Source organism: Micromonospora sp. NPDC049171 (assembly GCF_040648275.1).
Taxonomy (GTDB): domain Bacteria; phylum Actinomycetota; class Actinomycetes; order Mycobacteriales; family Micromonosporaceae; genus Micromonospora.
The window spans coordinates 136,273-149,748 of the sequence record NZ_JBEZDJ010000006.1 but is presented as its reverse complement, the minus strand read 5'-3'; the positions used below and the strand labels follow the sequence as shown (position 1 = coordinate 149,748).

Annotated in this window: 8 protein-coding genes; 6 read left to right on the top strand and 2 right to left on the bottom strand. The window is 70.1% G+C overall.

Going from position 1 to position 13,476, the window contains the following annotated elements:
• The first annotated feature begins 22 nt into the window (after positions 1 to 22).
• Complete coding sequence (locus AB0B14_RS10005) at positions 23 to 2,023, top strand: DUF2075 domain-containing protein (RefSeq protein ID WP_357071509.1); 2,001 nt, start codon at positions 23 to 25, stop codon at positions 2,021 to 2,023.
• 117 nt (positions 2,024 to 2,140) lie between these two features.
• Here the strand turns inward: AB0B14_RS10005 and AB0B14_RS10000 are convergent, their stop codons facing one another.
• Complete coding sequence (locus AB0B14_RS10000; RefSeq protein ID WP_357522214.1) at positions 2,141 to 3,001, bottom strand: hypothetical protein; 861 nt, start codon at positions 2,999 to 3,001, stop codon at positions 2,141 to 2,143.
• Between the two features lie 157 nt (positions 3,002 to 3,158).
• Complete coding sequence (ilvD, locus tag AB0B14_RS09995) at positions 3,159 to 5,006, bottom strand: dihydroxy-acid dehydratase (RefSeq protein ID WP_357522213.1); 1,848 nt, start codon at positions 5,004 to 5,006, stop codon at positions 3,159 to 3,161.
• Between the two features lie 111 nt (positions 5,007 to 5,117).
• Here ilvD and AB0B14_RS09990 point away from each other — a divergent pair, with 111 nt between their 5' ends.
• The 5 genes from AB0B14_RS09990 (at position 5,118) to serA (ending at position 13,341) form a co-directional block, all read left to right on the top strand.
• Positions 5,118 to 7,499: a bifunctional diguanylate cyclase/phosphodiesterase gene (locus AB0B14_RS09990; RefSeq protein ID WP_357522212.1), complete on the top strand. Its 2,382-nt coding sequence runs from the start codon at positions 5,118 to 5,120 to the stop codon at positions 7,497 to 7,499.
• 188 nt (positions 7,500 to 7,687) lie between these two features.
• A complete protein-coding gene (locus tag AB0B14_RS09985; protein ID WP_357522211.1) occupies positions 7,688 to 9,571 on the top strand; it encodes an acetolactate synthase large subunit in 1,884 nt (627 codons plus the stop codon).
• A gap of 69 nt (positions 9,572 to 9,640) precedes the next feature.
• Entirely contained in the window at positions 9,641 to 10,156 is a 516-nt protein-coding gene (gene ilvN / locus AB0B14_RS09980) for an acetolactate synthase small subunit (protein WP_088946549.1), read from the top strand.
• A 92-nt stretch (positions 10,157 to 10,248) separates the two neighbouring features.
• Positions 10,249 to 11,262, top strand: a complete 1,014-nt coding sequence (gene ilvC / locus AB0B14_RS09975; RefSeq protein WP_357071524.1) for a ketol-acid reductoisomerase — start codon at positions 10,249 to 10,251, stop codon at positions 11,260 to 11,262.
• 480 nt (positions 11,263 to 11,742) lie between these two features.
• Positions 11,743 to 13,341 carry a phosphoglycerate dehydrogenase gene (gene serA, locus AB0B14_RS09970; RefSeq protein WP_357522210.1) on the top strand — a complete coding sequence of 533 codons (1,599 nt, stop codon included), beginning with the start codon at positions 11,743 to 11,745 and terminating at the stop codon, positions 13,339 to 13,341.
• Positions 13,342 to 13,476: the final 135 nt, after the last annotated feature.

The following is a 13,476-nucleotide window of genomic DNA, read 5'->3' as shown; positions in this document are numbered from 1 at the left end:
TTCGTGCCTCGGGGGCCTGTGAGTGCTGGCGTTCCAGACCACACCAGCTCAGATCGTCGCGCTGCATGACGACAAACGACTGGACGACGAGTTGGCGGCCTATCTCACCGCCTCCGGATACAAGGTGAACGAGCCCGAGCGGCGCTCCTGGCGTAACAGCCTGCCAGTCTTTGCCCGGCATTTGTGTGCGCTGGGATACGGCAATCTCGACGCGCTCGTGGAGTACCAACTTCCTCGCAGTAGCCGGCGGATCGACGTCATCCTCGCCGGAGCCGAACCCTTGACGATGCGGGCGACGTACCTCGTGGTGGAACTGAAGCAGTGGAGCGAGGCTTCGCGGTACGACGACGACGGGAGCGTTCTGCGCGTCAAACACCTTGAACAACCGCAACTGCATCCCGCCCTGCAGGTGCAGGCGTACTGCGCGTACCTCCTTGACTATGTCGAGAAGGTAAGGGAGTGGCCTAACGCCGTGCACGGCATGGCCTACCTGCACAACGCCAAGCGCGACCAAATCCCGGACCTGGTGCGTGAGCGCAGCTACCAGAGCATGGTGTGGACCCCGGACAAGGCTGAGCAGTTCTCTGCCTATCTCGAGCGTAAGTTCCATCGAGTGCGGCATCCACAGGCTGCGTATCGGCTGCTGAGCAGCCCAATTCGGCAGAGCAGGCAACTGCTGTCCCTCGCGGCGGATGAGGTGACCAACCGGGCGGTTTTCCCCCTGCTGGACGAGCAGCGCGCGGCATACGAGCTGGTGCTGCGAGGGGTGCGTTGGGCCGAGGATGGGCGTGGCAAGCGAGTCGTGATCATTTCGGGAGGACCGGGCAGCGGCAAGAGCGCGATCGGGCTCAACCTGCTTGCCGAACTGGCCCGCAAGGAACGGCAGATTGCCCACGCCACGGGTTCGCGGGCATTCACCCGGACCCTCCAGCAGTACGCGCGGCGTCAACCGAAGGATCCTGCGCAGCGCACCAGACCGTTGTTCAGCTACTTCATGGACTTCATGGATGCCACTCCTGACAAGCTCGACGTGCTCATCTGCGACGAGGCGCACCGGATTCGTGCACGGTCGACCAAGGGGTCGCGGCAGGGCAGCAAGCCCCAGGTGCAGGAGCTGATCGAGGCCGCCAAGGTGCCGGTCTTCCTGCTCGATGACAACCAGGTCGTACGCCCCGACGAGGTGGGCAGCGTAGACACGATCACGGAGGCGGCAGGTCAGTTGGATCTGGAGGTCGACCGGATCGAGTTGGGCGCGCAGTTCCGCTGCGGCGGTAGCCCACGCTACGAAAGGTGGGTGCTGCACCTGTTGGGATTGGCCCGCGCGGCTCCGTACCGCTGGAAGGGCGACGAACGGTTCCGGCTCGCCCTGGTGGATTCTCCCGAGGAGATGGAGACGATCCTGCGGGGATGCCAAGATCGGGGGGAGACGGCGAGGATCTCGGCCGGGTTCTGCTGGCCGTGGACCCATCGGGCGCAGAACGGCCGGCTCGTGACCGACGTCCGCATCGAGTCCTGGGCAAGGCCGTGGAACGCGTACGACGACTATCCGCCCAAAGGTATTCCGACCAGCGCCTACTGGGCCACGGATCCGCGCGGGTTCGGGCAGATAGGCTGCATCTACACCGCCCAGGGGTTCGAGTACGACTGGTCGGGCGTGATCATCGGCAAGGACCTCGTGGTGCGCGATGGCCGATTCGTCTCCGATCCGGCAAAGTCGTGCGACCCGGCGATCGTGAATCGTGAGGGCAGGATCATCGCCAGGAACGCGGACCGGCTGATCCGAAACACGTACAAGGTTCTACTCACCAGAGGGCTTCGAGGCACGCTTCTGTTCTCGGATGATCCGGAGACCCAGACTTTCCTGTCGCAGCTTATCCCTGCACCGCACAGGCCCGGTCGACCGATTGCCCCTGGCGTACGGCGGGTCGATTCGGTCAGAGCCGACAGCCCGATGGACCCTCACGTGGGCACTGCGGCCACCCCTGCCGAACGCTCGGAGACCGGTCCGGTTTCCGGGCTCTGAAAAACGCGATCCTGGCCGCCGACCCAAGCCGGCGCTAAGTGGTTTGGCCGGCTGTGGAGACGGCGCTGCCCGGCCCGCGCGGACCTTCGCGCCGGCCGGGCAGCCACGATGGTCCGGTCAGGTGCCGCTGGTCGTACCCTCCAGACCCTGCAGGTCCTTCAGACCCTTGAGCATCTCGGCGAAGTCGAGGGTCTCCGCCGTCGGCGGCGTCTCGATGGTCACCGCCTTGCCGTAGTCGGTGTAGTCCATCACCAGGTCACCCAGCGGGCCCATCTTCAGGGCCGCCCGGCGGGGCCGGTACTGCTCGTCGACCCACAGGTCGGTGGTGATGTCCTTGACGCCCATCTTGGACATCTGCTGCTCGACGCCCGCCCGCAGCTTCGCGTCGATCTGCTGAAGGTAGGTCGCCATCGGGGTGGTGACGGTGTAGTGGACGGTGGCCGCCCCGTTGACCGTCTCCTGCCCGACCACCTTTGTGCCCTCGGTGGCGAGCAGTGTCTTGACCTGCTTGGTCGGATCGATGTCCTCGAACTGCTTGCCGAGGTTCATCCCGGCCTGCTTGCCGGCGGCGCTCAGGTCCATCTTCATCCAGCGCTTGCCGTCCATCTCCGCGCGGTCCTCCGCCGGAATCTCGACGTAGATGACCGTGCCGACCATCCGGACGATCGTCGCGTCGCCCTTCGCGTCCGTCGTCGTCATCTCGGCCTTGACCGGGTCGCCGAGGTCCAGGACGCCCTTCATCGAGACCTTCTCGCCGCCCGCCGTGCCTGACATCGTCACGGTCACCGAGTCGCTCTTGTCGGTGGCCTCGGCGGTCTTCTGCAGCGACCCCTTCAGGTCACTTGCCAGCAGCTCCAGGACGCTGGGCTGTTTCGGCGACTCGGATCCGCCGGTTGTCGTGCCGCATGCGGAGACAGCGAGCGCGGTGAGCGCCGAGACCGCAACCGTCACGGACTTCTTCCAAAACGACACGTACACGCCTCTTCCCCCGTCGAAATCCGGGGCTCTCCCCGGATAGATCGACGACACGCTAGCCCACGTGGCCGACATGGAGGGACCGCCTTATCGCCGGGCGCACAGAGATCGTTGATATCGGGGTGTCCTGTGGACGCGGACACCCCGATATCGACGGTGACTACTCCGGGACGCGGCGGTAGGCGCCGTCGCTGGCCGAGGTGGCCATCGAGGCGTACGCGCGCAGCGCCGCCGACACCGGGCGCTGCCGGTCGGTCGGGGTGTACGGCTTGTCGCGCTTCTCCTCGGCCACCCGTCGCGCCTCCAGCTCCTCGGCGGACACGTTCAGCTCGATCGACCGGCTCGGGATGTCGATGACGACCTCGTCGCCGTTGCGGACCAGGGCGATCAGCCCGCCGGAGGCCGCCTCGGGGGAGACGTGCCCGATGGAGAGGCCGGAGGTGCCGCCGGAGAAGCGGCCGTCGGTGAGCAGCGCACAGGACCGGCCCAGCCCACGTCCCTTGAGGAACGAGGTGGGGTAGAGCATCTCCTGCATGCCGGGGCCGCCCTTGGGCCCCTCGTAACGGATCACCACCACGTCCCCCGCGACGACCTGCTTGGCGAGGATCGCGGTCACCGCGTCGTCCTGCGACTCGTAGACCTTCGCCGGGCCGCGGAAGGTCAGGCAGTCGTCCGGCACGCCGGCGGTCTTCACCACGCTGCCCTCCGGTGCCAGGTTGCCGTGCAGGATCGCCAGCCCGCCGTCGGCGGAGTAGGCGTGCTCCAGGTCCCGGATGCAGCCGCCGGCCGCGTCGGTGTCCAGCGACGACCAGCGGTTGGTGGTGGAGAACGGCTCGACGGTACGCACGCCGCCCGGTGCGGCGTGGAACAGCTCGACGGCCGTCGGGGTCGGCGAGCCGCCGCGCACGTCCCAGTCGGACAGCCACTGGGCCAGCGAGGGGGAGTGCACGGCGTGCACGTCCCGGTTGAGCTGCCCGGCCCGGTCCAGCTCGCCGAGGATCGCCGGAATGCCGCCGGCCCGGTGCACGTCCTCCATGTGGTAATTGGGGGAGTTCGGCGCGACCTTGGCCAGGCAGGGCACCCGCCGGGAGATGGCGTCGATGTCGGCGACCCCGAAGTCCATCTCCGCCTCGCGGGCCGCGGCGAGCAGGTGCAGCACCGTGTTGGTGGAGCCGCCCATCGCCACGTCCAGGGCGACCGCGTTCTCGAAGGCGGCCTTGGAGGCGACCGTGCGGGGCAGCACCGAGTCGTCGTCGCCGTCGTACCACCGCTTGGAGATCTCCACGACGGTGCGGCCGGCCTCGACGAAGAGCGACCGGCGCGCGGCGTGGGTGGCCAACGTCGAACCGTTGCCGGGCAGCGCCAGCCCGATCGCCTCGGTGAGGCAGTTCATCGAGTTGGCGGTGAACATGCCGGAGCACGAGCCGCAGGTCGGGCAGGCGGAGCGCTCGATCTCACCGAGCTGCTCGTCGGTGACCGACTCGTTCGAGGAGGCGATCATCGCGTCGATCAGGTCGATCTTGCTGTGCACGACGCCCTCGATCGCCATCGTCTTGCCGGCCTCCATGGGGCCACCGGAGACGAAGACGGTCGGGATGTTGAGCCGCAACGCGGCCAGCAGCATCCCGGGGGTGATCTTGTCGCAGTTGGAGATGCAGACCAGGGCGTCCGCGCAGTGCGCGTTGACCATGTATTCCACCGCGTCGGCGATCAGTTCGCGGCTGGGCAGCGAGTAGAGCATGCCGCCGTGGCCCATCGCGATGCCGTCGTCGACCGCGATGGTGTTGAACTCCCGCCCCACCCCGCCGGCCTCGGCGACCGCGTCGGCGACCAGGCCACCCATGTCCTTGAGGTGGACGTGACCAGGCACGAACTGGGTGAAACTGTTGGCGATGGCGACGATCGGCTTGCCGAAATCGTCGTCGGTCATCCCGGTGGCCCGCCAGAGGGCCCGGGCGCCGGCCATCGTCCGACCGTGTGTGGAAGTCCTCGATCGCAGCTCAGGCATACCCACCAGCATGACACCATCGCCGCGCCAACCCTCCCGCGTATGCGCCGTGTCCCAACAGATGCACACCCAGCCCCCCAAGGCGCGCGCCGATCCGGCACTCTTGGAGGCGTGCATATCCCCCCGGGCATGGTCGCTGTCGCGGCGCTCAGCGGGCTCGTCGCCGCTGCCGCCGCCGTGCTGCTGACCGTGATCGCCGGGCGGCGGGTGGGGCCACGTCGGCCGGCACACGTGCTGCTCGCGGTGGCCGCCGGGGTCGCCCTGCTCAGCCTGCTGGCCGGGGTGGTCGCCGCGCTCAGCGCCCACCACCACTGGGCCGCCGAGCAGGGGCAGCGCACGGGCTGGGCGACCGCTGTGGCGATCGGCACGACGGTGAGTGGGCTGGCCTTCGCCGCCGGCCTGCTCTGGTTGCCGGGCGTGGCCGCCACCGCGGCGGGCCGGGCCCGGCTCGCCCTGGACGGGTTGGTCGTGGCGGCGGCGCTGTGGTTCGTCGGCTGGGTGCTCTTCTCCGAGCCCACCCGGTTGCTCGGCATGGCCACCCCGATGGCCTGCCCGGCGATCCTGGTGGCCACGGTGAGTGCCGCGCTCGGAGCCGGCCTCGCGGCGACAGTCATCTTCCGGGCCGCGCTACGCCGGCGACTGACCGCGCTGGGCCTCGGCATCAGCGCGGTCACCTGCGGCGGGATGGGGCTCAGCGCCGGGCTCTGCCAGGCCGGGCCGACCATGGCGCTGACCGGTGCGGCGGTGCTCGCCGCCGGTCTGCTGGCCGTCGCGCTCGCCGCGCACTGGGCCGACCGGCCGGGGCGGGCCGAGGTCGACCTGATGGATCGGGACGGCGAGTACGGGATCGCCCCGATGATCGCGATGACCGCCTCGGCGATACACCACCTCGCCCAGGACGGTCGCTTCACCGCGCCGGGCGTCGTGGCCGCCAGCGTGGAGGGCTTCGCCCTGGTGGCGCGGCAATACCTGACTCTTCGCGACGTCCGGGAGTACGCGGGCCGCCTGGTCGAGCGGGAGGCGCACTTTCGCGAGCTGGCGCACACCGACCCGCTGACCGCGCTGGCCAACCGGCGCGGGCTGCTGCGCGCACTGCACGCCGCCGCCGCGGCGGGCACTCCGTGCGTGCTGCTCGGTCTCGACCTGGACGGCTTCAAGAACGTCAATGACATGCATGGCCACGACGTGGGCGACGCCGTGCTGGCCGAGGTGGGCCGGCGGCTCCGGAGCAACCTGCGCCCCGGCGACGTGGCCGCCCGACTGGGCGGCGACGAGTTCGCCGTCCTCATGCAGGGTCAGCCGGCCGAGGCGGACCGCGTCGCCGAGCGGCTGCTCGGGGTGCTCAACCGGCCGTACGACGAGCCGGAGGGGCCGGTCTTCCTGTCGGTGAGCATCGGGGTGGCCGGGTGGGCCGGCGAGCCGGACGTGGAGCTGCTGCTGCGCCACGCCGACCTGGCACTGCGCTACGCCAAGCAGCGCGGCAAGAACCGGATCGAACGCTACGACGCCGCGTACGACAAGTTGCTGCGCCGACGCACGACGGTGGAGCACGAGCTGCGTGGCGCCATCGATCGTGACGAGCTGCGGTTGGCCTTCCAGCCGGTGGCGTCGCTGCCGTCGGTGCGGCCGGTCGGCGCGGAGGCGCTGCTGCGCTGGCACCACCCCGAGCTGGGCAACGTCGGTCCGGACGAGTTCATCCCGCTCGCCGAGGAGTGCGGCATGATCGCCCCGCTGGGGGCCTGGGTGCTGCACCAGGCCTGTTACCAGCTCTCCCGGTGGCTGGCGGACGGCCACGACGTCTGGGTGTCGGTGAACGTCTCCCCGCACGAGTTGCACGCCCCGGCGTACGTGGTCCAGGTCGCCGAGGCGCTGCGCGCCCACCACGTGCCGCCGCAGCGGCTGGTGTTGGAGGTCACCGAGCACGCGGTCGCCACCGACCTGGACGAGCTGATCCGGCGGCTGACCGCGCTGCGGTTGACCGGCGTGCGGATCGCGCTCGACGACTTCGGGGCCGGCTACTCGTCGCTGGGGCAGTTGCGCCGGCTGCCGATCGACATCCTGAAGATCGACCACAGCCTGGTGGCCGAGCACGAGCCGGTCCGGCCGGTCGACCGGGACGGCCCGGCCTTCGCCCCGATGGTCGACATCGTGATGCGGTTGGGCCACCAGTTGGGGCTGGAAGTGATCGCCGAGGGGGTGACCGCGCCGACCGAGTTGGCCGCGGTGGTGGCCGCCGGTTGCCGGTTCGGCCAGGGCGCGCTCTTCGGCTGGGGAGTGCCGGCCGAGCACCTGGAAGCGATGCTGGAGGCGGCCACGTCACCGGGCGCGCGGTCCGCGCCACCGCCCGCGCCACCGCCCGCGCCACGCCGGGTCCCGGGTGGGTACGCACAGGTCACGCCGCCTGCCGATGGCGCGTCGTCGGGCGACGCGCCGACGTCCGTTGACCAACATGTGGGAGCAGTTGACTCATCGCGTGAGATGCGTCAGGCTTAGCCGCATGTCGTCGTACCGGTCGCTGCGAGTACTTACCTGAGCGCACTCTCCCTCATTGAGAGTGCGCTGGCCCCGTGCATCTGCACGAGGGCCGTTTTTATTGCCATCGGAACCTGGCGAGGCGGGCCCCGCCCGTGTCGCATCGCTTGACTAGCCACCAGCCACTCCAGCCGAAGGCCAGAACCGCCATGACGAGACCCACGCCCGAGACCCTCGCCCACTCCGCCCGCCGGGCCCGCGCGGCCGCCGACCCGACAGTCGACGTCGACCCGGCCGCCGCGCGTCCCGCGGCCACCCCGGCCGCCCCGGCGGTACGGCCATCCGCTCCGGCCCAGGTCTCCGGGGCCGGCTCGCTCGTGCGGTCCCTCGAGGCGCTCGACGTCGACGTCGTCTTCGGCATTCCCGGCGGCGCGATCCTGCCGGCATACGACCCGCTCTACGACTCCTCCGTCCGGCACATCCTGGTCCGGCACGAGCAGGGCGCGGGGCACGCGGCGACCGGGTACGCGCAGGCCACCGGCAAGGTCGGCGTGTGTATCGCCACCTCCGGGCCGGGCGCGACGAACCTGGTCACCCCGATCGCCGACGCGTACATGGACTCGGTGGCGATGGTGGCGATCACCGGCCAGGTGGCCCGACCGATGATCGGCACCGACGCCTTCCAGGAGGCGGACATCCAGGGCATCACCCTGCCGATCACGAAGCACAACTTCCTCGTCCAGACCGCCGAGGAGATCCCGCAGGTGCTGGCCGAGGCGTTCCACCTGGCCAGCAGCGGCCGGCCCGGCCCGGTGCTCGTCGACATCCCCAAGGACGTGCTCCAGGCGCCGACCACCTTCACCTGGCCGCCCACCCTGGGCCTGCCCGGCTACCGGCCCACCCTGCACCCGCACGGCAAGCAGATCCGGGAGGCGGCCCGGCTGATGGCCGCCGCCCGCCGGCCGGTGCTCTACGTCGGTGGCGGGGTGCTCAAGGCCGGTGCCACGGACGGGCTGCGCCAGTTGGCCGAGCTGACCGGCATCCCGGTCATCACCACGCTCATGGCGCTCGGCGCGTTCCCCGACTCGCATCAGCAGCACCTGGGCATGCCCGGCATGCACGGCACGGTCGCCGCGGTCTACGGCCTGCAGAAGTCGGATCTGATCGTCGCGCTCGGCGCGCGCTTCGACGACCGGGTCACCGGCAAGTTGGACTCGTTCGCCCCGGACGCGACGGTGGTCCACGCGGACATCGACCCTGCCGAGATCGGCAAGAACCGGCACGTGGACGTGCCGATCGTCGGGGACGCCAAGCACGTCATCGACGAGCTGATCGCCGCGGTGACCGTCGAGCGGTCAGCGGGGCGTACCACCGATCTGGGTGACTGGTGGACGCAGCTGGACGACCTGCGCAACCGCTACCCGCTCGGCTATGAGGAGCCGTCGGACGGCACGCTCTCCCCGCAGTACGTGATCAAGCGGCTGGGCGAGATCGTCGGCCCGGATGCGATCTTCGTGGCCGGGGTGGGCCAGCACCAGATGTGGGCGTCCCAGTTCATCTCCTACGAGAAGCCGTACACCTGGTTGAATTCCGGTGGTCTCGGCACGATGGGTTACGCGGTGCCGGCGGCGATGGGCGCCAAGGTCGGCAAGCCGGACACGGTGGTCTGGGCGGTCGACGGTGACGGCTGCTTCCAGATGACCAACCAGGAGCTGGCCACCTGCGCGTTGGAGGGCATCCCGGTCAAGATCGCCGTCATCAACAACGGCAACCTCGGCATGGTCCGGCAGTGGCAGACGCTGTTCTACAACGAGCGCTACTCCAACACCGAGCTCGGCACCCACAAGCACCGCATCCCCGACTTCGTCAAGCTCGCGGAGGCGCTGGGCTGCGTCGGTCTGCGCTGCGAGAACGCGGACGACGTGGACAAGACCATCGCCGCCGCCATGGAGATCAACGACGCCCCGGTGGTGATCGACTTCGTGGTCGGCAAGGACGCGATGGTCTGGCCGATGGTGGCCGCCGGCACCAGCAACGACGAGATCATGTTCGCCCGCGACGTCCGCCCGACCTTCGACGAGGATGACATCTGACATGAGTGAGCACAGCGAACGAATCCTTGCCCAGGGTCGTGGCACCACCGAGCGAAGCGAGGCCCCGGCATGACCATGCACACCCTCTCCGTCCTGGTGGAGAACAAGCCCGGCGTGCTCGCCCGGGTCTCCGGCCTGTTCTCCCGGCGCGGGTTCAACATCGACAGTCTCGCCGTCGGCGAGACCGAGAACCCGGACGTCTCGCGGATCACCATCGTGGTCAACGCCGAGTCGTCGCCGCTGGAGCAGGTCACCAAGCAGCTCAACAAGCTGGTCAACGTGCTCAAGATCGTCGAGCTGGACCCGCAGGTCTCGGTCGCCCGGGAGTTGCTGCTGGTCAAGGTCCGCGCCGACCGGTCCGCCCGGTCCCAGGTGCTGGAGACCGTCAACCTGTTCCGCGCCCGGGTCGTCGACGTCGCACCGGACACGCTGACCATCGAGGCCACCGGCACCCCGGACAAGCTCGACGCGCTGCTGCGCGATCTCGAAGCCTTCGGCATCAAGGAAATGGTCCAGTCCGGGTTGGTGGCGATCGGGCGCGGCTCGCGTTCGATCACCGCCGGTCCCGCGCTGCGGGCCGCCTGACCGCCACCGGTCGGCCCCGCTGGGCCGTGACCGAACCCATCCGCACAGACCACGACGGGCCGCCCCGGCCGTCGTACGAAAGGGAAGTTCTCATGAGCGTTGAGGTGTACTACGACGACGATGCCGACCTCGGCCTGATCCAGGCCAGGAAGGTCGCGGTGATCGGCTACGGCAGCCAGGGTCACGCCCACGCGCTGTCGCTGCGTGACTCGGGCGTCGACGTGGTGATCGGTCTGCCGGAGGGCTCGAAGAGCCGTCCCAAGGCCGAGGAGCAGGGCTTCCGGGTTCTCACGCCGGCACAGGCCTCCGCCGAGGCCGACGTGATCATGGTGCTCGCACCGGACACCGCGCAGCGTTCCATCTACACGGAGTCGATCGCCCCGAACCTCGCCGCGGGCAAGGCCCTCTTCTTCGGCCACGGCTTCAACATCCGGTACGACCTGATCAAGCCGCCGGCCGACGTGGACGTGGCGATGGTCGCGCCGAAGGGCCCCGGCCACCTGGTCCGCCGCCAGTACGCCGACGGCAAGGGCGTGCCCTGCCTCGTCGCCGTCGAGCAGGACGCCAGCGGCAACGCGTTCGCCCTCGCCCTCGCGTACGCCAAGGGGATCGGCGGCACCCGCGCCGGCGCGATCAAGACCACCTTCACCGAGGAGACCGAGACCGACCTCTTCGGCGAGCAGGCGGTGCTCTGCGGCGGCGCCTCGGCGCTGGTGCAGACCGGGTTCGAGGTGCTCACCGAGGCGGGCTACGCCCCGGAGGTCGCCTACTTCGAGTGCCTGCACGAGCTGAAGCTGATCGTCGACCTCATGTACGAGGGCGGCATCGCGAAGATGCGCTACAGCATCTCCGACACCGCCGAGTACGGCGACCTCTCCCGCGGCCACCGCATCATCGACTCCCGGGTCAAGGACGAGATGCGCAAGATCCTGGGTGAGATCCAGTCCGGCGAGTTCGCCCGCGAGTGGGTCGCCGAGGACGAGGCCGGCCGGCCCAACTTCACCAAGTGGCAGGCCGAGGGTGCGGCGCACCCGATCGAGGAGACCGGTAAGAAGCTGCGCGGCATGATGAGCTGGGTCGACCGCCCGATCACCGAGACCGCCTGACGGTCCGGACGACAACTCCTACCGGACCCGGGCCGGCGCTCTCCCCAGCGCCGCGCCCGGGCCGGCGGCTCTCTCCCCGCTGCTCCCAGGCGCCCCGTGCGCCCGCGCCAAAATCCGCGCAACATCAGGGATGGTGGCCCCTCGGGGCCTCAGGAGGCAGCTATTTCCCTGATCTTGCGCGGATCTTGGCGTTCTGGGCCCGCGGGCGGTCGACGCTCCCGTGCGCAACCACGTGCGGCGTCAGCGGTCGGCGTCTTGCGGGCGTGACCGTTTCGGTGAGGTGAACGGTCGATGTCCGTCGCTCGACCGGGCGTGTGAGGGCACTCACCCCACAGACCAGAACACGCCGCCCGGCCCGGCCCCTACGATCGCCTGTAGGTGCAGCAGCCGGCACCTGACGGCCACGGCACGGATCAGCGCAGGGCGCAGTGCGGCGCCCCGCCACCGCGCCGATCGCAAACACGACCTCTACGAGGACCGATGAATCCTGTCGTACTGATCGCCGAAGAACTCGCCCCCGCCGCCATCGAGGTGCTCGCCCACGACTTCGACGTCCGTCACGTCGACGGCACCGACCGTCCGGCCCTGCTCTCGGCGCTCTCCGAGGCCCACGCCGTCATCGTGCGCAGCGCGACCCAGATCGACGCGGAGGCCGTCGCCGCCGCGCCGCGGCTCAAGGTGGTCGCCCGGGCGGGTGTCGGGCTGGACAACGTCGAGGTGCCGGCCGCCACCGCGCGGGGCGTGATGGTCGTCAACGCGCCCACCTCCAACATCGTCTCCGCCGCCGAGCAGGCCGTCGCGCTGCTGCTCGCCGTCGCCCGCAACACCGCGAGCGCCAGTGCCGCGCTCAAGGCGGGGGAGTGGAAGCGGTCGAAGTACACAGGCGTCGAGGTGCAGGGCAAGACCGTCGGCGTGGTCGGGCTCGGTCGCATCGGCGTGCTCTTCGCACAGCGCATCGCCGCGTTCGGCACCCGGCTGATCGCGTACGACCCGTACATCCAGCCGGCCCGTGCGGCGCAGCTCGGCGTCCGCCTGGTCGGGCTGGAGGAGCTGCTGCGGGAGAGCGACTTCATCTCCATCCACCTGCCCAAGACCCCGGAGACGGTGGGCCTGATCGGTGAGAAGGAGCTGGCGATCGTCAAGCCCGGCGTCCGCATCGTCAACGCCGCCCGTGGTGGCCTCGTCGACGAGCAGGCCCTCGCGAACGCCATCGCCGAGGGTCGGGTCGCCGGTGCCGGCATCGACGTGTACAGCAAGGAGCCGTGCACCTCCTCGCCGCTGTTCGCCTTCGACAACGTGGTGGCCACCCCGCACCTGGGCGCCTCCACCAACGAGGCGCAGGACAAGGCCGGTCTCGCCGTGGCCAAGAGCGTCAAGCTCGCGTTGCAGGGCGAGTTCGTGCCGGACGCGGTAAACGTGCAGGCCGGCGGCGTGGTCGCCGAGGACGTGCGCCCGCTGCTGCCGCTGGCCGAGAAGCTCGGCCGGGCGTTCACCGCGGTCGCCGGCGGCATCGCCGCGAGCGTCACGGTCGAGGTCCGTGGCGAGATCGTCGCGCACGACGTGTCGGTGCTCAAGCTCGCCGCGACGAAGGGCCTGTTCAGCTCGGTCGTCGAGGAGCAGGTCACCTACGTCAACGCCCCGCACCTGGCCGCCGAGCGTGGCGTCGAGGTCACCCTGACGACGCTGGCCGAGACGGCCGAGCAGCCCACCCTGGTCACCGTACGCGGCGCCCTGCCGGACGGCCGGACGGTAAGTGTCTCCGGCACGGTCACCCACTCGGGTGCTCGCGACGTGCTCAAGCTGACCGAGGTGGACGGCTTCGACGTGGAGATCGGCGCCGAGGGCATCCTGCTCTTCCTGCGCTACGCGGACCGGCCCGGTGTCGTGGGCACGGTCGGCACCCTGCTCGGCGAGTCGGGCATCAACATCGCCGCCATGCAGGTGGCTCGGCGTGAGGCGGGCGGCGAGACGCTGATGACGCTCACCGTCGACCAGGCGCTCGGTGCCGACCTGCTCACCTCGGCCGCCGACTCGATCGGCGCCACCGCGGCCAGCGCCGCCGACCTTCGCGACGAATAGTCCACGGCACGCGGCATGGGGGCCCGGCGATCCGCTGGGCCCCTTTGTCGTACCCCGGGGTGGGGGTCGAACCCGCACCGGGTCGGATCAGCCGGCCCGCCGGGCAGCCGATCAGCCGGCCACCTGGGCGGCTGG

Bases quoted from the DNA above. Each gene is read 5' to 3' on its own strand.
- ilvD (WP_357522213.1), bottom strand. From the start codon at position 5,006: ATGCCTGAGCTGCGATCGAGGACTTCCACACACGGTCGGACGATGGCC.
- AB0B14_RS09985 (WP_357522211.1), top strand. From the start codon at position 7,688: ATGACGAGACCCACGCCCGAGACCCTCGCCCACTCCGCCCGCCGGGCC.
- ilvN (WP_088946549.1), top strand. From the start codon at position 9,641: ATGACCATGCACACCCTCTCCGTCCTGGTGGAGAACAAGCCCGGCGTG.
- ilvC (WP_357071524.1), top strand. From the start codon at position 10,249: ATGAGCGTTGAGGTGTACTACGACGACGATGCCGACCTCGGCCTGATC.
- serA (WP_357522210.1), top strand. From the start codon at position 11,743: ATGAATCCTGTCGTACTGATCGCCGAAGAACTCGCCCCCGCCGCCATC.